Genomic DNA, 21,021 nt, shown 5'->3' on the forward strand with positions numbered 1-21,021 from the left:
CGACCGCGATGCCGTCAAGGCCACCTTGCGGGCGTCAGACGCCCATAAGGTGGCCTTGACGACACGTCCCGCCGTCTTGACGTGACCCATGAACGTTCATTATCTTAACGTTCATGCATTCCGGATCCTCGCAGCCGAAGGCGCGCCGGGAGCGCTGGGGGAAGGCCGCGATCTTCGCCGGCCTGACGGCCGCACTTCCGTCGGTCTGGCAGACCGTCACCCACGTCACCGACGAGACCTACCGGGCACCCGAAGCACGGCACGGCGAAGGCCACGTCCAGTACCACATGGCGCGCGAAGCGCTGATCACCGCCGGAGCCCTCGGGACCGTCGTCGTCGCGACGGCGGCGGGCGCCCGGCGAGGGCGAGCGCTGTGGCGCTGCCTGGCGTTGTCCACCGCGGGCTTCACCACCGCGATGTGGTCCGGCGGCCCGGTCACCGGCGTCTGGGCACCGAACCGCAAGGCACTGCTCATCCACGTCGGTTCCACCACCGGCCTCGCACTCGGCACGTGGCTTCTCCGCCCGCGCAAGGAGAACTCGTGAAGGCCGACGTCGTCGTGGTGGGCGGCGGGCCGGTCGGCCTGCTCACCGCGGCACTCCTGCACTCCGCCGGGATCCCGGTGCGCGTGTTAGAGCGCGATGCCGGGCCGAGCGAGTACTCGAAGGCCATCACCATGCAGCCGCGCACGCTGGAGACGTTCGCCTCGGTGCGGTCCGATGGCGGGAAACGGCTCGTGGATCTCGTGCTGCCACTGGGCAGGCAGGTGCCGCGGACGCATTTCGCCACGCTGCCGAATCTCCTTGAACTCGGGGCTTTCGAAACCGCTTACCCCTTCGTGCTGTTCATTCCCCAGGCCGACACCGAACGCGTGCTCGCCCGGCACCTCGCCGCGCAAGGCGTTCCGGTGGAATACGGCCGCGAGGTCACCTCGTTCACCCAGGACGCCGAGCGCGTGCTGGTGACCGTCGGCGGGGAAACCGTCGAAACGCGATACCTCGTCGGCGCGGACGGGGCGCACAGCACCGTCCGGAAAGTGGCAGGCATCGGCTTTCCCGGCACCGAGCCGACGTCGGCGGGATTCGTCGGCGACGTCGAACTGGCGGCACCCCCGGAGCACGATTTCCATCTGTGGAGCCACGAAACCGGCTCGGTCAGCATCATCCGCACGCCGTCCGGACATCGCCTCTTCGGCATGGAACCGGGCGACGCCGGGCTCACCGGGCAGGAGGTGCGCGCACGACGAGACCGTCCACTCGGGACAGAAGAACTCCGGGCGACGCTCATCCGCATCGCCGGAACCGATTTCGGGCTGCGCTCGTCGTCCTGGCTGTCGCGGAGCACGGACTCGACCCGGCACGCCGACCGCTTCCGCGCCGGCCGGGTGTTCCTGGCGGGTGACGCCGCACACGTGCATCTGCCCGCGGGCGGGCAGGGCCTGAACGTGGGATTCCAGGACGCGGCCAATCTGAGCTGGAAGCTCGCCGCCGAAATCGACGGCTGGGCGCCGTCGCTGATCGTCGACGGCCCGGCGAGCTATCCGGCCGAACGCCTGCCCATCGCGGAGAAACTGGGCGAGAACACGCTGGCGCAGTCGGCGATCATGACGACGTTCACCCCCGCCGGGGCCGCGCTGCGGGCGATGACCACCGAACTGATCGCGAAGGCGCCCGGCCTGTCGGCCGAACTGGCGGGCTGGGTAAGCGGCCTCAAGGTGCGGTACGCCGTCGCCGGGGACGCGCATCCCCTCGACGGCCTGCCCGCGCCGGCTCTGCTGGTGGACGGGGAAAACCTGCTGCACCGCCTGGAGATCGGCCGGTACCTGCTCGCCGATTTCACCCCGGACGGCCAGCTCGCCGCCTTGGCGTCGCCACGAGTCACGGTGGCGCGGGCCGAGCGCCGCCCCGGGGTGGCCGCCGCACTGATCCGGCCCGACGGCTACGTCGCCCGCGCCTGGCCCGAGCCCGACGTCGCGGACATCGCGAAGACCGTCGGCCAGTGGGCCAACCACCGCTACCGCGTGGCCTCCTGACCCAGCCCAGACCGCCGTCCCGTCCCCGATCTCCCGTGATCAGCGGCGCAACTCACGAGTGCGCTCTCCAATCACGCGAGTGCGCTCTCCAATCACGCGAGTTACGCGGAAGGGCGGGCGTGGGTCGTTGCTTCAGCAGATGCCGTCGCTCGATCGGGGGGTGTGCAGCCCGAACAGCGGGCGCAGCCGCACGCCGAACCAGGTACCGGCGAGAGCGCAGACAGCCCACACCCAGCCGTGCAGGCTGCCGACGGAGATCCCGGCGAGGTAGGCGCCGATGTTGCACCCGCCCGCGAGCTGCGCGCCCACTCCCATCAACAGTCCGCCCAGCAACGAGGCCGCCACCAGCCGCCACGGGACTGCCGTGTAGAGCTTCCAGGCGCCTGCCATCGCCGACGCGAGCGCGGCGCCGATCATGATGCCGAAGTTCGTCAGGCTGGTCTTGTCCGTCAGCAACGGCGCTGCCAGCGATCGTCCTTTGTTCGCCGGTGACCAGTACTCCCACTGCTCGGGGTGGTTCCCGAACGTCTGCAGTATTTTGGCTCCCCACAACGGAAAAGCGCCCGTCAGCCCCCAGGTTCCGCCCGACACCAGGAAGACGGCGCCCGCGAGCAGGCCGAGGACGATCGCGCCAGCCTGCATCGGCCACGCCCCTCGGTAGATCCGCGCGAGGCCGTGTGCGGTGGCGACCGGTTGGACCGGCGGCGGGTTGCGACGTCGCTGCACGATCCGGGTGACGAGCACCCCGGCCAGCAGGATCGCCATCGTGATCAGCCAGGCCCCGAGCCACCCGGTGTGTTCGGCCAGCAGTACTCCGGGAAAACTCGGCAACCGCCGCGCGAACGGATCCAACCAGGATCCCGCGGTGGCACCGGTGAGGAATCCCGCGAGCGTCAGCGCGACCGTCGCCTGTCCGGAGCCCACCGCGAACAATGTTCCTGACGCACACGAGCCGGCGAGCTGCATGCCGACCCCGAACAGCATGGCGCCGAGTACCAGCGAAACGCCGAGCGGGTAGGTGGCCGGCGTGGGTTTCGCCCCGAACAGCCCGGCACCCGAAGCGGCGATCAGCATGACCGCCGAGGCCGCCGTTCCCAAGAGGAGCGCTTGCGCGCGGACGCCCTGGCCGTTCCCCACCGCCATCAGTTGCTGAAAACCCGCCGCGAACCCGAATCGGGAGTGGAACAGAGCTACCCCCAGGAGTATCCCGATGAGGAGGTAGACGCCGAACTTCGTACCGTATTCCAGCCAGACGAAACCGGTTCCCGCCAATCCGATCCCGCCGGCGATCGCGAGCGGGAACCGGCGCACCGGAGCCTGAGGATCAGGTGCGGGCGGAGCGCAGTTCGTCGGCGAGGTGAGCAACGCGCTCTTGACGGCGACCCCTGATCGAAAGACCGGAATGTTCCGTGTTGCTTGAGTCATGATGGTGTCCAAACACGATTTTCCAGCGGTCGCCGGAACGGTCATTCCTGATCCGACCCGGCGGCGATCACCCTGCGGATCTCTTCGACATCGAGCGCCCTCACCTGCTGGATCACGTCATCGAGCGCCGCCGCGCTCAATGCTCCCTCGTAGGCGAACACCAGCGCCCCCGCCCGCAGCACGGCGATCTTCGGCACCGACTGCACATCGAAGGCGGCGCCGAGTTCCGGATGGACGTCGATGTCCACGGCGGCGAACGCCGCGTCCGCGTTCTTCGCCGCCGTCTCGGCGAAAATGGGGTCGAAATTGCGACACGGCCCGCACCAGCCTGTCCGGAGGTCGAGGACCACCGTGTCGTTCGACTCCAGCAGCTTGTCGAACGATTCCGGGTCGACAATGAAAACCTCGCGATCAGTGCCCTTCATCTGCCCTGCTCCTCTCCGCCGGCGCGAGCACCGCCGGCCATCACGCTATCGACGGTTCGGCGGCGTGATCGACCTTGGCCATCACGTATTCGATCAGTCCGAGCAGCGTGTCCTTGACTTCGTCACGTGTTCTGGCGTCACAACGGAAGATCGGGATCGCCGGGTCGATGGCCATAGCACGGCGGACGTGTTCGAGAGGATGGTGGAGAATCCCGTCGAAGGTGTTCACCCCGATGACGTACGGAATGTTCCGGTTCTCGAAGAAATCGACCGAAGTGAACGAATCCGCGAGCCGCCTGGTGTCCGCGAGCACCACCGCACCGATGGTCCCGCGCACCAGGTTGTCCCACATGAACCAGAACCGCTCCTGGCCGGGTGTGCCGAAAAGGTAGAGCAGCAGATCGTCACCCAGCGCGACGCGGCCGAAATCCATGGCCACCGTTGTCGATCCCTTGTACGGAATCCGTCCGGTGTCGTCGAACTTGTCGCTCATCACGGTCATCACCGCTTCCGTGGTGAGTGGCTGGATGTCGGAAACCGCTCCGACGAACGTCGTCTTCCCCACCCCGAACCCGCCGGCCACGACGATCTTCGCCGACGTGACGGACCTGTTCGGCACCTTGGTGAAGGAACCGCTGCGAGGCGTGCTCATCCGAACTCCCTTCCCGAGCCGATCCTCAGTTCGCCTGGCCACTGGCTGCCATGGTCGCCGGGTTCTCGTCGTCGGCCCGCGCTTCGGGTGTCAGCATCTGACCGACACGGTCGACGAGGAGGGCCATCTCGTAAGCGATCTGCCCGATGTCGTGCCGGGGATCGGCGAGGACGCACAGGCAGGAGCCATCGCTGATCGCCATCAGCAACATCGTGCCCGCGTCCATTTCGACGATGGTCTCGTTGACATTGCCTGCCTCGAAGCACCGTGCGGCGCCGTCGGTCAGGCTCACGAGACCGCACGACACCGCGGCCAGCTGGTCGGCCCGGTCGTCCGGAAGCGTGTCCGAGGCGGCGAGCAGCAGCCCGTCCGCGGACACCGCGACCCCGTGCGCGACTCCGGGGACCCGCTCGACGAAATCGTTGATGAGCCAACCGTAATCGTTATGGCTGTCGTCTTGGGAATCCACAGTTCCTCCTTGTTGAGCACCGAAATGGACCGGTTTCGTTTCGCTGTTCACTCGGCGTGCCGTTCCAGTACCGTCCAGCCGCCCGAGTGCTTGGTACCCCGCATGGTCGCTTCCTGCTGCTTCGCCTTCTGCACACCCTGCTGGTAGCTGGAAAGCCGGCTGCGTGTGCGTACCGGATCGCGTTCGCTCGGGTTCGCCACGTCCGTCGAGGCGGGATCGGCGGGCCTTCCGGCACTGCCGGGGAGGAGATGGGCGCCCTGCTTTCGCAACGGCAGCCCGTCCTCGGTGTAGGTGTACCCGTCCGAACTGGTCACCGTCGCCACGATGTGCCACCCGGGATCCGCTGTGGACTGCCAGTTCTCCGCCGGGGTTTCCCGTCGTTCCCCGCTCGCACCAGGGGGTGGCGAAGCCTCCCGTGGCTCACTCGCCGTCTGCCGTGCCGTGAACCACTGCGAGGAAGACCGCTGCGCCGGATCCCGCGTCCGGGCGGGCCGATTCGGTACGCGGATCGGCAACTCCGCGGGGACGTCGGCATGTGCCTGTTTCACCAGATCCGCACGGTTCCGTGCCGGATTTCGCGTAGCCGGCCTGTTCGTTTTCGGCCTGGTGTGCCAGGAGGAGATCTGCCGCGGTTTCCGCAGATCGGGCAGTTCGGCGGCGAAGTCCGGCCGTCGCACGGTCATGGTGTCGGTACGCGGTCTCGACGAGGCGGGTGCCGGTTCCGGGACGGCGACCAGCTGCTGCGCCGGTCCGGCGCTGGCCCCCCGCGTCGGATCCCGGTGCAGCGCGCTGCGGACCTGATGCTCCTCGACGAGCGCCTCGCTCGGCACGGAGATCAGCGCCGACACTCCGTCCACCGCGCCCCCGCCGAACAGCTCGATCTTGAACCCGTGCCTGCCCGCGAGCCTGCCTGCGACGAGCAACCCCACCCGCCGGGACCTGGCGATTTCGGCCGACCCCAGCCGGGTCAGCTGCTCGTTCACCTTGCGGATGTCGTCGTCGGACATGCCGATGCCGTTGTCGACGACGCTGATGCTCAGCCCCCGGTGCCTGCCGAGTTCGGCCTGTACGGTCACCAGCTCGCCGGGGGCGGAAAAAGAGGTCGCGTTGTCGAGCAGTTCCGCGACGATCCGGATGAGATCACCCGCCGCGGAGTTCGAGATCTTGACCGCTGGCGTCTCGAGCACCTTGACCCGCTGGTAGCTGTCGATTTCCGAGATCGCGGCCCGGATCACGTCGGAGATCGACACCGGCTTCCTGGACTTGCGGATGAGCTCGGTTCCCGAGAGCACCAGGATGTTCTCGTTGTTGCGCCGCATCCGCGTCACGAGGTGGTCGAGCTGGAAAAGCCGGTTCAGGTCTTCCGGCGAGCGGTCACCTTGCTCGAGCTGTTCGATGATCTGCAACTGGCGCTGCATCAGCGACTGGCTCCTGCGGAACATGTTGACGAAGACCTCGGAGTATCCCGAACGGATCTGTTCCTGCTCCGCCGCCAGCCGCAGGACCTGTCCGCTGATGGACTCGAAGGCGTCCGCGAGGGGCTTCACCTGCTCGTCCGAGGGCACCCGCAGCTGCCGGGCCAGCGCGGCGGCCTCGTGGCCGTCACGCACCCCTCGCAGGGCTTCCGGCAGCCGGCGGTAGGCCAGGTCCACGATCTCCTGGCGCAGCCCGTCCGCCGACACCCGTTGCCGCCACGCCGAGGCGAACACCACGGCGGCGGCGACCACGGCCCCGATCCCGCTGGTGACCGTGAGAACACGCAGCCAGGTGCTCGGCCACAGCACGACTGCCGCCACCAGGACGAGCGTGGCCAGCTGGGCCGCGATCAGGACGAAAAGGCACGGCGAAAGCCTCGGAGTGTCACCACCCCGTTCTTCCGGATCCTGGGATTTCGCTGTGTTCGCCATGCGAATATCGTCCTTTCCGCCGCTCGCTACACGTGCTGCAGAAGCCCTTCACGGACACGTTTCAGCAGTTCCATCGAGGGCAGGCCGTTCACCATCGACACCGTTTCGTGCACCTGCAAGTACCCCTGATCGATGCTGTGGCTGATGAGTGTGCGCGTGACACCGATCGGCGCGGCGATCGCGACGGCGACTTCGGCGACCGACTGCGGTACCTCGCAGAGACGGCAGATCCATCGCTGGTCTTCGCTCAGTTCACGCAGCGGCAGGCTCGCATACGGGCGTGCCGCGGAAACCATTGTTTCGAATCCCAGTTCGTACACCACCTCGGACCGGCCGTCCGCACGGACGTAGGGTCGGACCAGCGCCGATTCTTCGTCAAGTGTCAGGACGGCGTCGGCCTCGTAATGATCGTCGTGACCGCCGTGGACACTGCACGCCGTCCGGTGTTCGGAGTCCGCTTCTGCTTCCGCGGGCAAGGTGATGGGAAGCAACTCGCTCAACGCCTCCACTACGAAGGTCCGCCTGCCGCCTGCCATCGGCTCCTCGGCGGAGGTCCGCTGCCGGAAGTCGTGCTCCGCCCATTCCCGGTAGTCGGACCAGCCACCGAAACGCCGGGGCGCGTCTGGTTGCTTCATGGAAGAGGTCACGCCAGCTCCCGTCTGTCATTCGTGTGCTGAGGAACCAACGGAATCCGGCCACGCCGTGCGAATCTCGTCTTCGCGCAGCGGCGGACGTACAACGTGGGTGTCGTCTTGGTACGGCACGACGACGTCGATGTACTGGTAACCGTACGAATCCGTAGTCAGTACGGGGACCTCCGCCGAATACGAGGAAAAATTCGGCGATTGTTCGACAGCGAAGAGCGTGGCCGCGACGAACGCGATACCCCAGAAGATCGTTCTCATGAACCCTTCCTTGCGCATTCGCTATCGCCCCCTCAGTGCCCGGACGAACGAGACGCGTTTCGAATGCCCGGTGGCAGGCGCCTGTCTTCGGGGCGCCTGATCGGGCATCGTGGTGCTGTTCGAGCGAGCGAGGATCGGGTGCTCGTCCGGAAGGTGGTTCGCGTAGGCGAGCACCGCGGCCGACCGGTCGAACCCGATCACCCCGACAAGCTTGCCGTCCCGCACGAACCCGGTCAGCGAACGTCCCCGCGCCGAGTCGGAGTCCATCCGCACGCGCTCCGTCGCGAGCACCGGCATCCCGGCCGCCTGGATGCGCAAGCCGTGTTGCTCGGACCAGAACCGGGGCACCGGCATGAACGGCGTGGCCGTCTCCCGCCCGCTCAACAGGTTCTCGGCGGCGGCCCTGCCCATTTCGATCGCGTTCACCCAGTGCTCGACGCGATGCGGCTCGGTACCGAACCGCAGGTTCGGCCATTTCGCGACGTCTCCCGCGGCCACCACGTCGTCGAGCCCGGCGACGTGACAGGTCGGCTCGCAGAGCAGGCCGTCCTCCACCTGTGCCCCGGAGTCACGGAGCCAGGAAACCGCGGGCACCGAGCCGACGGCCACGACTATTCCGGCGGCCTCGAGGCGTTTTCCGGTGGACAGCAGCACTCCGATACCGTCCGGCCCCGGGTCCCATCCGTCGACCTTCACCCCGAGTTCGAGCCCCACCTCGTTGCGCCGGTGCAGATCCGTCAACCGCCTTGCCAGGTCCTCGTCGAGCAGGTTGCTCATCAACAGCGAGGACCGGCCGACGATCGTCACCTCCCGGCCGACCGCTCTCAGGCTCGCCGCCACCTCACAACCGAGGAAGCCGCAGCCGAGCACCACGACCGGTGCCCGGGTTCCGGACATCGTGCGGTGAAGGCGTTTGGTGTCGGCAACCGTGCGCAGGACGGTGACCCGCCGGTGCGCGTTGATCCGCCCCGGCATCCGGCGTGCCTCGGCACCGGTCGCGATGACGAGCCCGTCGTACCCGAGTTCCTCGCCGCCCGGCAGGTGCACCACGCGCCGGCGCGAATCCAGCTGCGAGACCGGGGTGTTCAGTCTCCACGTCGCGTCGAGGTCGTCGGCGGGGTGGAGGGCGAGATCGTGCGACCCGAGGGCACCGGTGACGAACTGTTTCGAAAGCGCGGGGCGGTAGACGGGCATGGTGGGTTCCGCGCCGACGATGACGAGCTCGCCGTCGAAGCCGAGTTCGCGCAACCGCTCCGCCGAGCACATCCCGGCCGGACCGGCGCCGACGATCACGATTCGCGGTAACTCACTCATGATTCGTTCCCTCCAGGTGTATCGCCCGCATCGGGCAGGACCGGGCCGCCGACAGGACGTCCAGGTTTCCCGCGACGTCCGGGCTCTGCCGGTAGGCGAGCCTGCCGTCCTCGCGGAGCTGGAAGACGTTCGGAGCTTCCGTCTGGCAGAAGCCGTAGCGGTGGCAGCGCTGGTTGTCGACGCTGATGCGTAGCGGCTTGGCTTTGTCGATCCGTTTCTGGGGCGCGGAAACATCGTCGACAAGGCCGATCTTCACGAGCAGCGACGCGGGGGCGAACCGCGCGACGGTCAGCGTGATCGCCGGGGCGATGGCGGTGATACCACCCAGCCACACCAGTTCGAGGTCGGCTGCGGTCCACGCTCCCCACCAGGAATGCGCGACGCCGAGCGCGATCGCGGCATACGCGGTCTGATGGAAGCGCAACCAGTTGCGGTACCGGAAGAATCGTTGCATCCCCGCTGTCACGGCGATCGCGACCATGAGATCGAACGCGATGATGCCGAGGGCGTGGCGCACGGTGCCGTTGAGGAACGGGACGAGGACCTGGGTGCCGACCACGATCTGCTCGTCGAGGAACAGGAGGGAAAGTGCGTGCGTTCCCGCTGTCGCCACCGTGAACGCGCCCAGAAGCATGTGACCGCCGCGAAGGGCCTGGTGGCCGGTCACCCGCCGGATCCAGCCCGTAGCGGTGAGAACACCCCAGCAGAGCGTCAGGCACATGAAAAGGTACGCCAACCGGCCGGACAGCGCCGCCGCCTGGCGGACGCCCTCGTCGTGCGAGGTGTATCCCGCGGCGAGCACCATGGCCGATACGGCCGGGAAGGCACCGCTCATTCGACACCCAGCCCTTCCGCCGCCACGCTCTCCGGTCGTGCGCCGCGGCGCACGATCACCAATGTCGTGGCACCGGCGAGAAGCGCGAGTGCGACGCCGAACAGCGCCTCCGGCAACGTCGGCAGAGGCTGATACGGCGCGGCCGCTCCCGTACGCACCGCGAGCGAGTCCGATTCGACCAGCCCGGTGCTTTCCAGCAGTGTCATGTGCCGTTTGACGTATTCCTCCGCGACCTGCGCGAGGGAACGAATCACGTCGTTCGCCGTGGTCGACCGCACTGACGCGATGGTCATGAGGACGGTTCCGTGCGCCGCCCTGGTCAGATTGACGTACAGCCGGTCCTGTTCCGCGTCCTTGGCCGCGAGTATCCGGACTTGCCAGGAACGCTGCATCGGTGAGGGCGCGTCCGGCAGGGCGACGTGCAGGCGGGCGGCCGCCGCGTCCGCGTACTCGGCGAGCTTGTGGTGTTCCCGCATCAGTTGCGCCGCAACGGAACGCACCACCGGCGTCCTGCTCCGCTCCGCGATCGCCCCGCTCGTCGGCCCTTCCCACAGTCCCGCTTGGTCCAGCGCCACCAGGAAACCCACGTCACGGGGATCCAGCGGCGCGAGATGTACCGGCACGAGCGAAGTCTTCGCGTCCGCGGTCGCGGCACCGCCACAGGTCATCGCCACGGCGATCAGGAATGCTCCGATGATGCGTGAGAGACCCGACATGCGCTTGTCTCCATTTTTCGCTCGGGCGATTGACGTGCTGTGCCCTCGTCTTGGCCCGGCGAGTATGACCCGCGACACACCTCGGGCGGGAGTGCCCCGGCGAGCGTCTAGAGATTTCAGAAACCATGCCTGCCCAAAGAGGCACGTCGCGACATGAGCCGAAGAACGAGGTTCTCAAACGCGTCGTTCGCTCTTACCATCAACTCGCGTACACGGCCGGTTCACGGCAAGATCTCTTACGTGAAAGGATCATGACTCGCATGGTTATGTCCTTTGTGGACGAACGCGCCATGAAGGTGCCCTTCAGCGCGCTGGACGCTATGAAGGTCCCCTTCGGAGTCCTCGATATTCCTCGCGACGTGCGACTTGTGAGGTGAGAGCGGCTGGCGTGGTCACTGTTACAGGAGTGCCCTACGCGAGCGCGCCCTAAATCAGTCCGGCTCGCAGTGCGAACGCGACCGCGTGCGCGCGGCTGTTGAGGTTGTAGCGAGACAATATGCCGTAGAGGACGTACTTCACCGCACTCTCCGAATACGCGAGCACGGCGGCGATTTCCTCCGTGTCGCGCCCCTCGGCCAGCAGCCGGAGAACCTCGCGTTCGCGTGTGGACAGACCGCACAGGGCGAGTCCGTGAGGTTCCGCCCGCCGCGTCTGCCCGAGCCGGACCCGCAGATCGCCCAGCACGTCCGATGCCGGGACGGCCGGGCCCTGGCTGACCGAAAGAATCGTCCGCACCAGCTCCTCGGCCCCGAGCGCATACCGCCGCACCAGCGCGGCCATGCCGCATTCGATCGCAGTCGTCACTATCTCGCGCCGGAAATGATCGGTGACGATCACACAGGGCGGCGGTGAATCGAGACTCGACGCGGCACGAGCCGCACGCAGAAATGTGAAAACTTCTTCAGTGAGGAGATCCTCGACCACCACGAGCACGTCTGCCGCCGCGAGTTCGGACTCGTCGAGTACCTTGAGCCGTCCATCGGCGCGCAGGATGCTCACCGCGCCGAGCCCTGCCACCGGATCCCGCGCGCATACGGCGACCGCTACGATCCCGGTGTCGGCGGAACTGGCCGGGAGCTGCCGGGTATTCCTCCTCGCAGTCCCCATCCGCTGTCCTTTACCGTAGCGCTGAGCACCGTCCGAAAACCGGACGGAATCCTCGCGGGCCAATTCTGGGTAACCGCCTCCGTGGCGCGGCACGACGACGCGATTTCGACAGTCCACAAAGGAGTCACCACGATCCACGAGCGACTCCGCGCGGGCACCGAAAGGGCAGACCAGGAGTGTTTCTCCGTTCCTGCCTTGTTGCCGTCGCAAGAGCTAGTCTGCGTCAGCGGTGCGGCCGTCGCAAGAGCCAGTCTGCGACACCGGCTCCCCATCGCCACGAAATGCGAGCCGACGCGGGAGGGAAGACTTTCCGCTCCCCCAGCGTCGCCGATCCGCACCTCGTGCTCCACATGGCCGGAGACACGACCATGCGGACACGCTATGGCGGACGACGCCCGCCCTGTCCACCATCCCGGTGCGCATTCCCTCGGCCGCCAGCGCCCGGACCGCGCCGACATCAGCGAGGTCTACCTCAGCACCGGCTTCGGCAGTCCGGGCGCACTGCCGACGGCGTTTCCGAACCACGTCGGTGTCCGGCCCTCCGCTTACCGCAATTTCCGACCGGCGGACCGCAATCCCGCGCATGTCCCGCCAACGGCGTCCTCGCTAACCTGCGTCCGTGCCGCGCTTCCTTGCCCCTTCGATTCCCGATCCGGAGCCGAACGGGCAGCAACCTTCCGCGATTCGACCCGTGACCAGCGGTTTCGGTGAGCGGCAACCCTTGCCCCGACCACTCTGTGTGATCTTGTCCGGTTGTGTGGCTTCTTGTCGAGATAGACTGCGTCGCACCTCTCTCCGGAGACACCGCGCAGCCCGCGTCCCGGCGGCCGGCCTGCAGAACGGAGACACCTTGAGCCCAACGCTGACACCGGGGACCGGCGATGCCCGACGAGGATGACGAACTCCGGGTCGACCTCCTCGGCCCGGTGACCGCCCACCGGGCGGGTACCGAGCTCCCGCTCGGCCCGACCCGCCAGCGCGCCGTGTTCGCCGTGCTCGCCCAGCGGGCAGGCAAAGCGGTGCCGCGCGCCGACCTGGTGTCCTCGGTCTGGGGCGAGCGGCCGCCCGCCAGCGTGAACGGGAACATCCACACCTATGTCTCCGGTCTGCGGCGCGCCCTCGAACCGCAGCGCGGCCGGTGGGCCGCCGGCGAGCTGCTGACCAGTACTTCGGCCGGGTACACCCTGCGGATCGCCCCGGAGAACGTGGACGCGATCCGCTTCGAGCGGCTGATCGGGCAGGCACGCGGCGAAACCACCGCGGCGGCCACGGCCGGACTGCTCGACGAAGCGCTGGCCCTGTGGCGCGGCGAGCCGCTGTCCGGACTGCCGGGCCCCTTCGCCGAGCAGGAACGCGCCCGGCTCGTCGAACTGCACGTCACCGCGCACGAGCTGCGTGCCGAGGCGCTGCTGGAACTCGGCGGGCACGGCGAACTCACCGCCGGACTGCTCGCCCTCGTCCACGAAAACCCGCTGCGCGAACGGCTCAGCGAACTGCTGATGCTCGCGCTCTACCGCGACGGCCAACACGCCAAGGCCCTCGAGGTGTTCCGGGAAACCCGTGCACGGCTGCGTGAGGACCTCGACGTCGAGCCCGGTGCCGAGCTGCGACGGCTGCACGCCCGGATCCTGGCCCAGGATCCCGATCTCGAACCACACCGCGTCGCGGCGACCCCCGTCCGCGCCCCGAAACACGAGCCCTTGCTCACCGTGCCTGCCCAGATCGCGCGACGGCGGCAAACCGGCGAGAACACGACGTTCGTCGGCCGGGAGAACGAACTCGCCCTGCTGCGCGGGCTCGTCGAGGACGTCCGCGACGGCCGCGGCGGGATGGCGTGGGTCGAGGGCGAGTTCGGCATCGGCAAGTCCGAACTGCTCGCCACCGCCCTTTCCACCGCCCCGGATCAGGGCTGTCAGCTCGGCTGGGCGATCGCCGACGAACTCTCCGGGCGAATCCCCCTGCAGGTCATGCTGGCGTGTCTCGGTATCGACAAAGCGACCGGCGATCCCACCCGGTCCGCGCTCACGTTCGATCTCTTCGAACAGCGCGACACCGGGCAGGATCGCGACCCGGCCCTCGCCACCGTGGGTCGCTTGCTGGCGCTGATCGACGAACTCTGCGCGCGGGGTCCGCTGGTCCTGGTGGTCGACGACATGCAGTGGGCCGACGAGGCCAGCGTCCTGTTGTGGCACCGGTTGACCGCCGCGACACGCCAGTTGCCGTTGCTGCTCATCACGGCCGCACGCCCGGTGCCACGCACGGCCCAGCTCGTCCGGCTGCGCCAGGCGGTCGAAAGCCGCGGCGGCGAAATCGTCGATCTGACCCCGCTCACCGACGAGCAGACCCTCGAACTCGAGAAACGCCTGCTCGGCGCGGAACCCGGGCCCGAGCTACGGGATCTGGTCGAGCGCACCACCGGGAATCCGCTCTACATCACCGAACTCACCGGTACCCTGATCCGCGAGCAGGCGCTGCGCACGGTGTCCGGTATCACCGATCTCGCCGACAGCAGCACCTACACCGCACCGCGCGGTCTCATCGACACCATCCGGCGAAATCTGGACGGGCTTTCCGCCGAAACCCGCGAGACCCTGCGCTGGGCCGCACTGCTCGGCACGGAGTTCACGGTCACGGACATCGCCGCGGTGGCGGGAAAACGGCCGTCGGAGCTGGTCGCGGCGTTCGAAGAAGCCGTGGCCGCCACCGTGATCGTCGACATCGACACCCACCTCGCGTTCCGGCATCCCTTGCTGCGTCAGGCTTTCTACGACGGGATCCCGGCCGGTGCGCGCGCCGCGCTGCACCGCCAGGCCGCGGAGGCACTGGCCGGAGTCGGGTCCTCGGTGACCCGCATCGCCGAACAGGTCGTCGCGACGCCCGCCGCCGATCCGTGGGTCCTGCAGTGGCTGGTCGACAACGGCGAGACGGTGGCCAACCGGGCGCCGTTGCTCGCCGCGGAACTCCTCGCCCGCGCGCTCGAAGCGTGCCCGCTGCGCGATTCCCGGCGGGAGGTACTCGCCGCCGCTCTCGTCAAGGTGTCGTTCCGCCTGGAGCGGCAACCGGAGGACGAGGCGCGCGCCGCGCTCGCGATCGCCACGGATCCCTACCGTGCCGCGGAAATGCGGCAGCTGCTCGCGGCGATGCGGTACCGGCGTGGCGACGTCGAAGGCGCGGTCCGCACCGTCGAGAACGCCGTCGACGATCCCGAGGTGCCCGAGATCTGGCGTCAGCGTCACCGTCATCTGCTCGCCAACTTCCGGCGCGGTGGCCTCGACGATCTCGACGCCGCCGAGGACGCCGCGCGTCAGGCACTGGCCGCGGCGAACGGCGACGCCTACCTCACCGCGCACGCGCTGCAGACCCTGTGGCTGACCTCCTCGGTGCGACGTCACCACGACACCGCACTCGCCCACATCGACAGCGCGCTCGAAGTCGCCGGGCGCGGCGGGGACCTCGCCGAACTCGAACTCGATCTGCTGGACAACCGGCTGTTCACGCTGCAGAACATGGACCGGCTGGCCGAAGCCGACGAAACCCTGCGCACCGCGCGGCGGATCGCGATCAGCCACGCCTTCGGCAACGAGCTGCAGGTTCCCGCCGCGGTGCACAACTACTGGACCGGGCAGTGGAACGAAGCCCTCGTCGAACTCGACTCGGTCACCGAAGACGGCCCCGCGATCACCTTTCTCGGCCTGCGCGAACCCCCGGCGGCCGCGTTGCTGCTGCACGGCGTCGCGGCGTACATCGCGGCACGACGCGGTGATCGGGTCCAAGCGTCGGCACATCTCGAAGCCGTCGAGGAATACGCGCCGGCGACCAGTTCGGAACGGGAGAGCATCGATTTCCTGCTCGTCGCGCAGTCGCTGACGCTCGAACAGCGCGGCAGGCCGGAGGAAGCGCTCGAGATCCTCGAACCGTTGCTCACCCCGGAATTCTCGCCGATGATGCTCCGGCACCAATGGCTGCCGATGATCGTCCGGCTCGCGGTGAGCGTCGGCGCGACCGAGCAGGCGCACCGCGCCATGCGGATCTGCGCGGAGGAAGCGGCGAAGGAACGGCCCGCCGCGCGAGCGGCCGCCGCGGCCCAGTGGTGCCGCGGACTCGTCGACGAAGACCCCGCACCGATCCTGGCCGCCGTCGACCACTACCGCCGGGTCGGCCGGGTCGTCGAACTGGGCACGGCGCTGGAGGACGCCGCGGTGCTGCTCGCCCGGCGAGGCGAAACCGAAGCGGCGCGGACGGCGTTCACGGAAAGCGCCACGCGCTACGCGGACCTTTCCGCGAGCTGGGATCTCGAACGCGCCACCACCCGGTTGGCCGCCTTCGGCATCCGCCGGGACGCCACGGTGCCGCGACCCCGGACACGGAGCGGGTGGGAATCCCTTTCCCCGGTGGAAATCAAGATCGCGCGGCTCGTCGCCGCCGGACACTCCAACCCCGCCATCGCCGAGCATCTCGACCTGCCGCGCCGCACCGTGCAGGCGCACGTCGCCCGGCTGCTCGGCAAGCTCGGCACCACGTCACGGGACCGGATCGCCGAGGAAATCGGGGCGCTCAACGGAATCGGGCGGAGCAGCCGGCACGTACTCTCCGGCTGAGGCCGCGGCCATCCTTTGTGGACGTCTGTCCACAAAGGTCTCGCCGCGGCCGGGGCGCCTCTCGATGCGGCGGAGGCACCCAGGGCGTCCCTCGGTCAGGCCAGTGCGCCCGAGCGGATCGCGTAGGCCACGACATGCGTGCGGTTGACGAGCCCGAGGCGTTGCATGGCACCACGCAGCACGTTCTTGACCGTCCCTTCCGAACAGGACAGCTTCGACGCGATCTCGTCGGTCCGGAAACCGTCCGCCACCAGGCGGATCGTGTCGAGTTCGCGCATGGCGAGCCCGGACAGCGTCAGCCCGTTCGGCTCGAGGACGTCCTGGCGAAGCTCGTGCAGCTGCCGCAGCAACGCCGACTGCAGGCCGCGCGGGAGCATCGAATGTCCTTTCATGGCACCGGCGATCGTGACGACGAGCCGTGCCGCGGTGCAGTGCGCGCCGGGCAGGATGCTCACCACCCCGCACTGCACGGCGAACAGGGTGTCCTGCTCGTCGAACCGGTCGGCGACGACGACGCAGCGCGGGCCGGGGGCGGCCGCCGAGTCCGCGCGCATCCGGCGGACGGCGTCGAGCTGCGCGGCGCCGACGGTGTGTTCGGCGAGGACGAGAACGTCGGCGTCGGCCCATTCCCCGTCGGTCAGAATGTCTATCTGCTCGGTTGAGCGCAGCATCGCGACAATGCCCGCGCGGTCGACGGGGTCGGACGCCTGGATCAGAACTCGGATCGGCTTCACGGCAGTCCCTCACACTCGATGAATCCCTCGTGTGCACCACATCCTGACGGAGTGGTCTTCATTCCTCCTATAGACGCCCGCCACGCCATGAAGGTTCTGCAGGAGCCACTTCTTCTTTACCGCTCAAATGAGCATCTGACCCGAAAGGACACACGCTGGCAGGCGAAATCAGTCCGGCAGGAGCGCCAGTTCGGCCAGCGCCCGCTCCCGCCGGTCGCGGGTCGCCGGTGCCTGGGAGAGTTCGACGGCCAGGATGAGGCACTCCCTGGCCTCCTCGACGGCACCGGCCTCCCGCCAGGCGCGGCCCTCGCCCAGCGCGCAGATCGCCTCGACCGATTCGAATCCGCCTTCCCAGGCATTCCACCGGGCGACGCGGTAGGACTCGGCGGCTTCGCGCCATTCGCGGAGTTCGCCGAGCACATCACCGATCCCGCGCAGGGTCTGCGCCCGCAGCATCCGGCGGATCTCGGGGTTCGCCAGCTCCGCGTACCGTTCACTGTCGGCGAGTACGGCACGGTGGACGGCGAGCGCGTCCGAGTACCGGCCGACCGCGCGCAGCACATGTCCGTAGACGTTCCGGACCGTGGATCGCACGGACCAGAACGGCAGCTCGCCTGCCGATTCGCGAGCACGCTCGGCGTGTTCGAACGCCTCGGCGGCGCGGCCGAGGTACAGCAGGGTTTCGGCGAGGTAGGTGTGGGCCCAGGTGCGCTCGGTGTGTTCGCCGATCCGGTCGGCGATCTCCAGCGCGCGGCGGTGAGCCGACACCGAGGCTTCATGGTCGCCGAAGCAGACTTCATGGGCCCAGCCGACGAAGTTGAGCAGCTTCGCCTCGTCGGCGGCGTTGCCGAGGGCTTTCGCCGCGTCCGCGCCGAGGGTGAAGATCTCGCGCCACGGCCGCTGCTGGCTCCGCCCGTCGGAATACCAGTGCAGTGCGGCGGCGAAATCGCTGACCTCCCGGTGCCAGCCCTTCCGCGCCGCCACCCGCTGGGCGGCCACCCAGTTGCTGCCTTCCACCTCGAGCCACCTGGCGGCCTCGGCCCGCGAGCCGAACCGCCCGGTTTCCAGAACCTCGGGGAAGAACAGCCGCGCCGCCTCGGCCGTCTTGGCGAGCAGGTGGGCGAGCACGGTGTCCGCCTCGGCGGGGTCCTCCTCCGCGTCGAACCGTTCCCCGGCGAAGAGCCGGATCAGGTCGTGGAACTGGTAGCGCCCGGGTTCGATCGCGGTCTGCAGCAGGCTCGCGTCGACGAGTTCGTCGAGGTGTTCGCGGACGTCGGCGTCCGCCGCGCCGGTCACGACGCCGGCGAGTTCGGCACCGAAACCGGCGCCCGGCACAGCCGCCAGCCGCCGGAACAGCAGCCGTGCCCCGGCCGAAACCCCGCGGTAGGACAGGTCGAACGCCGAGCGCAGCTGCAGATCGCCCGCCGAGAGCGCGTACAGCCGGGTGCGTTCGTCACGCAGCTGCTCCACCAGGTGGGCCAGGGACCACCGCGGCCGGGTGGCGAGCCGGTTGCCCGCGATCCGGACGGCGAGTGGCAGGTTTCCGCACAGCTCGACGAGTTCCCGTGCCGCTCCCGGCTCCGCGCGGACCCGCTCCACGCCGAGGATCGCGGCGAGCAGACCGGTCGCGGCGCCGTCGGAAAGCGGTTCCAGCGACACCCAGCGGGCCCCTTCGAGCCCGGCGAGCGTGCGGCGGCAGGTGATCAGGGTGAGGCAGCCGGGCCCGGTGGCCAGCAGGGGCCGCACCTGCGCCTCGTCGGACGCGTTGTCGAGCAGCAGCAGCACTTTCCGGCCGTCGAGCAGCATGCGCAGCAACGCGGACTGTTCGGCTTCGGAATTGGGCACCTGCCCCGGGCTGACGTCGAGCGCGCGCAGCAGCCGGTCCAGCGCGGCCCGTGCGCTCACCGGCCGCTCGTCCATTCCGCGCAGGTCCACCGCGAAGCAGCCGTCCGGGAAGTCCGGGCGGAGCCGGTCCGCGGCCGCCACCGCGAGCGCGGTCTTCCCGACGCCGGCCTGGCCGACGACCGCGACCACGCCGCCACCACCCGCCACCTCGGCGGACAGCAGGTCCAGTTCGTGTTCCCGGCCGCACAGATCCGCGATGGGCGTGGGCAGCGCGCAGGTCGCCGCGACCTGCGCGGCCCGCGACGCGTTCCGGCGCCGCCCCTTCTTCGCGACGGTCAGGAAGAACTCGCGATCGCCGCCCGCCAGGCCGAGCGCGTCCGCGAGCACCTCGGCGGAACGCTGCTGAGCGGCCCGCGCGCGGCCCCGCTCCAGCTCGCGCAGGGCACGGACGCTGAGCCCGGAGGCACCGGCCAGCCGTTCCTGCGTCCAGCCCGCGGCCCGGCGGTGTTCGAGCAGGAGCTTGCCGAACACCGACCGCGTTTCGTCTGGTTCGTCCACCGGGTTCACCGTGGTCCATTCAACCGGCAGGCTTCCGGTTCCGGAAAGCTGCCCCCTCCGCGCGCTTGTCCGCCCGTCACCCGAACGGGTTACCTGAGCCCATGCCGACAACGATGACACCGGTGGCTCGGACCGCCATCCCGGCGCAGGAGCGCCGGGTCGTCCGGGTCGCCGTGTGCGCCGCGGACCACCTCGTCCGGGCCGGTCTGCACAGCGTGCTCGGCGGCAGGCCGGGCATCGAACTGCGGGACGAACCGGCCGCGGCCGACGTCGTGATCGCCGTCGCCGGAACGGAACTGCGGCGGCTCCCGGCGTCGCGGGCCCGGCTGGTTCTCATCGCGGACCAGCCGAAACAACCGGAGCTGTGGACCGCGGTCGAACGCGGGCTCGCGGTCCTCGTCCCCCGTTCCGAAGCGACGCCCGAGCGGTTGCTGCGGGCGGTCGCCGACGCCCACGCCGGCCGGGGCGACCTCCCCGCCGACCAGCTCGGCAGCCTGCTTCGCGGACTCTCGCGGCTTCACGAAGAGATCCTCGCGCCGCGCGAACTCACGCTCAGCGGGCTTTCGCCCCGCGAGACCGATGTGCTGCGGTTGCTCGCCGAGGGGCTGGACACGACCGAAATCGCGCGCCAGGTCGCCTATTCCGAGCGGACCGTGAAGAACATCCTGCACGGCCTGCTCACCCGCTTCGGCCTGCGTAATCGCACGCATATCGTCGCCCACGCACTCCGCGAAGGCCTCATCTGAAAGCTCAGTCGAACGCTCATTTGAGCAGTCCCGCCGGGGTCAGATGACCCCGGCACGCATCGCGTAGGCCACCGCGTGGGGCCGGTTCCGCAAGCGCAGCCGATCGGTGATGGCGTAGATGATGTTCTTCACCGTTCGTTCCGAATAGGACAGTTCGGCCGCGATCTCGTTGGTGTCCAAGCCATCCGCCATCAGACGCAGCACGTCGATCTCCCGAGGGGAGAGGCTGGCACCGGTCAGCCCGCCCGGCGCGAGCACTTCCCGGTAGAGCCGCTCGGTGTGCTCGACCAGCCTGCCGAGCAGATTCGACGGCAGGTTCGCGCCACCGGCCGCCGCGGCGCGGACGCTGTCGGGCAGCCGTTCGTCGGTCACCGCGGCACGCGGGAGCACGGCGACCACACGGCATTCCACGGCGATCGGCAGCTCGTCCTCCTTGATCTGGTTGACCACCAGCACCACCGGCTTGCCCACCCCGGTCGCGACGTCGCGCAGTGCGGCCACCGCGTCGGCCGAGAGCCGTTCGAACGCCGCTACGACAACGTCGGCTTCGTCGCGGCGCTGGTTCCCGACCACGCTCACGTCCGCATGCGACTCGAGGCAGTTGACCATCCCGGCCGCCGTGATGGGGTCCAGGGCGCAGACACTCACCCGAACTCGTTCCATGCGTTCCTCCGTCTCCGGCTCGCGATGAGTGTCAGTATGGGGTGGCAGACTTCACGTCATCTCTAACGAACCTCCACAGCACTCGTTCCG

General features: G+C 68.8%; 18 protein-coding genes. 4 read left to right on the plus strand and 14 right to left on the minus strand.

Annotation, left to right across the window (positions count from 1 at the left end; all coding sequences use genetic code 11):
* Positions 1 to 113: 113 nt before the first annotated feature.
* Together ACFW0G_RS28100 and ACFW0G_RS28105 are read left to right on the plus strand one after the other, a co-directional pair.
* Positions 114 to 545: a hypothetical protein gene (locus ACFW0G_RS28100; RefSeq protein ID WP_378328414.1), complete on the plus strand. Its 432-nt coding sequence runs from the start codon at positions 114 to 116 to the stop codon at positions 543 to 545.
* The gene (locus ACFW0G_RS28105; protein WP_378328415.1) at positions 542 to 2,032 is read left to right on the plus strand and encodes an FAD-dependent monooxygenase; all 1,491 of its coding nucleotides are present in this window, start codon (positions 542 to 544) and stop codon (positions 2,030 to 2,032) included. Before ACFW0G_RS28100 ends, ACFW0G_RS28105 begins: the two co-directional genes overlap by 4 nt.
* Positions 2,033 to 2,164: 132 nt before the next feature.
* Here ACFW0G_RS28105 and ACFW0G_RS28110 read toward each other — a convergent pair whose 3' ends face one another.
* From ACFW0G_RS28110 to ACFW0G_RS28160, 11 genes are all read right to left on the minus strand, one after another.
* Entirely contained in the window at positions 2,165 to 3,457 is a 1,293-nt protein-coding gene (locus ACFW0G_RS28110; protein WP_378328416.1) for a YeeE/YedE family protein, read from the minus strand.
* 41 nt (positions 3,458 to 3,498) lie between these two features.
* Positions 3,499 to 3,882, minus strand: coding sequence for a thioredoxin family protein (locus ACFW0G_RS28115; protein WP_378328417.1), 384 nt, complete (start codon positions 3,880 to 3,882; stop codon positions 3,499 to 3,501).
* A gap of 40 nt (positions 3,883 to 3,922) precedes the next feature.
* On the minus strand, positions 3,923 to 4,534 hold the full coding sequence (locus tag ACFW0G_RS28120; protein WP_378328418.1) for an ATP/GTP-binding protein: 612 nt from the start codon (positions 4,532 to 4,534) through the stop codon (positions 3,923 to 3,925).
* Between the two features lie 25 nt (positions 4,535 to 4,559).
* Positions 4,560 to 5,003 carry a roadblock/LC7 domain-containing protein gene (locus ACFW0G_RS28125; RefSeq protein ID WP_378328419.1) on the minus strand — a complete coding sequence of 148 codons (444 nt, stop codon included), beginning with the start codon at positions 5,001 to 5,003 and terminating at the stop codon, positions 4,560 to 4,562.
* Between the two features lie 47 nt (positions 5,004 to 5,050).
* On the minus strand, positions 5,051 to 6,910 hold the full coding sequence (locus tag ACFW0G_RS28130; protein ID WP_378328420.1) for an ATP-binding protein: 1,860 nt from the start codon (positions 6,908 to 6,910) through the stop codon (positions 5,051 to 5,053).
* Positions 6,911 to 6,936: 26 nt separating this feature from the next.
* Entirely contained in the window at positions 6,937 to 7,557 is a 621-nt protein-coding gene (locus ACFW0G_RS28135) for a DUF742 domain-containing protein (RefSeq protein WP_378328421.1), read from the minus strand.
* A gap of 15 nt (positions 7,558 to 7,572) precedes the next feature.
* A complete protein-coding gene (locus ACFW0G_RS28140) occupies positions 7,573 to 7,815 on the minus strand; it encodes a hypothetical protein (RefSeq protein WP_378328422.1) in 243 nt (80 codons plus the stop codon).
* 21 nt (positions 7,816 to 7,836) lie between these two features.
* Positions 7,837 to 9,129, minus strand: coding sequence for an NAD(P)/FAD-dependent oxidoreductase (locus ACFW0G_RS28145; protein ID WP_378328423.1), 1,293 nt, complete (start codon positions 9,127 to 9,129; stop codon positions 7,837 to 7,839).
* Positions 9,122 to 9,964 (minus strand): ferric reductase-like transmembrane domain-containing protein, encoded by an 843-nt coding sequence (locus ACFW0G_RS28150; protein WP_378328424.1) that lies wholly within the window; start codon positions 9,962 to 9,964, stop codon positions 9,122 to 9,124. The genes ACFW0G_RS28145 and ACFW0G_RS28150 overlap by 8 nt, the downstream gene beginning before the upstream one ends.
* Entirely contained in the window at positions 9,961 to 10,680 is a 720-nt protein-coding gene (locus ACFW0G_RS28155) for a DUF4142 domain-containing protein (protein ID WP_378328425.1), read from the minus strand. The genes ACFW0G_RS28150 and ACFW0G_RS28155 overlap by 4 nt, the downstream gene beginning before the upstream one ends.
* Before the next feature lie 426 nt (positions 10,681 to 11,106).
* The gene (locus tag ACFW0G_RS28160; protein ID WP_378328426.1) at positions 11,107 to 11,787 is read right to left on the minus strand and encodes a response regulator transcription factor; all 681 of its coding nucleotides are present in this window, start codon (positions 11,785 to 11,787) and stop codon (positions 11,107 to 11,109) included.
* A gap of 881 nt (positions 11,788 to 12,668) precedes the next feature.
* Between ACFW0G_RS28160 and ACFW0G_RS28165 the strand changes: the two genes are divergently transcribed.
* Positions 12,669 to 16,385 (plus strand): BTAD domain-containing putative transcriptional regulator, encoded by a 3,717-nt coding sequence (locus ACFW0G_RS28165; protein WP_378328427.1) that lies wholly within the window; start codon positions 12,669 to 12,671, stop codon positions 16,383 to 16,385.
* A 95-nt stretch (positions 16,386 to 16,480) separates the two neighbouring features.
* On the opposite strand, the gene ACFW0G_RS28170 is transcribed toward ACFW0G_RS28165, so the two are convergent.
* Together ACFW0G_RS28170 and ACFW0G_RS28175 are read right to left on the minus strand one after the other, a co-directional pair.
* Complete coding sequence (locus ACFW0G_RS28170) at positions 16,481 to 17,119, minus strand: LuxR C-terminal-related transcriptional regulator (RefSeq protein WP_378328428.1); 639 nt, start codon at positions 17,117 to 17,119, stop codon at positions 16,481 to 16,483.
* Between the two features lie 168 nt (positions 17,120 to 17,287).
* The gene (locus tag ACFW0G_RS28175) at positions 17,288 to 19,522 is read right to left on the minus strand and encodes an ATP-binding protein (protein ID WP_378328429.1); all 2,235 of its coding nucleotides are present in this window, start codon (positions 19,520 to 19,522) and stop codon (positions 17,288 to 17,290) included.
* Positions 19,523 to 19,635: 113 nt separating this feature from the next.
* Between ACFW0G_RS28175 and ACFW0G_RS28180 the strand changes: the two genes are divergently transcribed.
* Positions 19,636 to 20,268, plus strand: a complete 633-nt coding sequence (locus ACFW0G_RS28180; protein ID WP_378328479.1) for a response regulator transcription factor — start codon at positions 19,636 to 19,638, stop codon at positions 20,266 to 20,268.
* A gap of 39 nt (positions 20,269 to 20,307) precedes the next feature.
* Here the strand turns inward: ACFW0G_RS28180 and ACFW0G_RS28185 are convergent, their stop codons facing one another.
* Positions 20,308 to 20,931, minus strand: a complete 624-nt coding sequence (locus ACFW0G_RS28185) for a response regulator transcription factor (RefSeq protein WP_378328430.1) — start codon at positions 20,929 to 20,931, stop codon at positions 20,308 to 20,310.
* Between the last annotated feature and the right edge of the window lie 90 nt (positions 20,932 to 21,021).

The sequence above is a fragment of the Amycolatopsis sp. NPDC058986 genome (assembly GCF_042741125.1).
Classification (GTDB): Bacteria; Actinomycetota; Actinomycetes; order Mycobacteriales; family Pseudonocardiaceae; genus Amycolatopsis.

Excerpts from the sequence above, each read along its gene's own strand:
- ACFW0G_RS28140 (WP_378328422.1), bottom strand. The coding sequence starts at position 7,815 with ATGAGAACGATCTTCTGGGGTATCGCGTTCGTCGCGGCCACGCTCTTC.
- ACFW0G_RS28110 (WP_378328416.1), bottom strand. The coding sequence starts at position 3,457 with ATGACTCAAGCAACACGGAACATTCCGGTCTTTCGATCAGGGGTCGCC.
- ACFW0G_RS28100 (WP_378328414.1), top strand. The coding sequence starts at position 114 with ATGCATTCCGGATCCTCGCAGCCGAAGGCGCGCCGGGAGCGCTGGGGG.
- ACFW0G_RS28115 (WP_378328417.1), bottom strand. The coding sequence starts at position 3,882 with ATGAAGGGCACTGATCGCGAGGTTTTCATTGTCGACCCGGAATCGTTC.
- ACFW0G_RS28130 (WP_378328420.1), bottom strand. The coding sequence starts at position 6,910 with ATGGCGAACACAGCGAAATCCCAGGATCCGGAAGAACGGGGTGGTGAC.
- ACFW0G_RS28165 (WP_378328427.1), top strand. The coding sequence starts at position 12,669 with ATGCCCGACGAGGATGACGAACTCCGGGTCGACCTCCTCGGCCCGGTG.
- ACFW0G_RS28120 (WP_378328418.1), bottom strand. The coding sequence starts at position 4,534 with ATGAGCACGCCTCGCAGCGGTTCCTTCACCAAGGTGCCGAACAGGTCC.
- ACFW0G_RS28160 (WP_378328426.1), bottom strand. The coding sequence starts at position 11,787 with ATGGGGACTGCGAGGAGGAATACCCGGCAGCTCCCGGCCAGTTCCGCC.
- ACFW0G_RS28180 (WP_378328479.1), top strand. The coding sequence starts at position 19,636 with ATGACACCGGTGGCTCGGACCGCCATCCCGGCGCAGGAGCGCCGGGTC.
- ACFW0G_RS28155 (WP_378328425.1), bottom strand. The coding sequence starts at position 10,680 with ATGTCGGGTCTCTCACGCATCATCGGAGCATTCCTGATCGCCGTGGCG.
- ACFW0G_RS28145 (WP_378328423.1), bottom strand. The coding sequence starts at position 9,129 with ATGAGTGAGTTACCGCGAATCGTGATCGTCGGCGCCGGTCCGGCCGGG.
- ACFW0G_RS28185 (WP_378328430.1), bottom strand. The coding sequence starts at position 20,931 with ATGGAACGAGTTCGGGTGAGTGTCTGCGCCCTGGACCCCATCACGGCG.
- ACFW0G_RS28150 (WP_378328424.1), bottom strand. The coding sequence starts at position 9,964 with ATGAGCGGTGCCTTCCCGGCCGTATCGGCCATGGTGCTCGCCGCGGGA.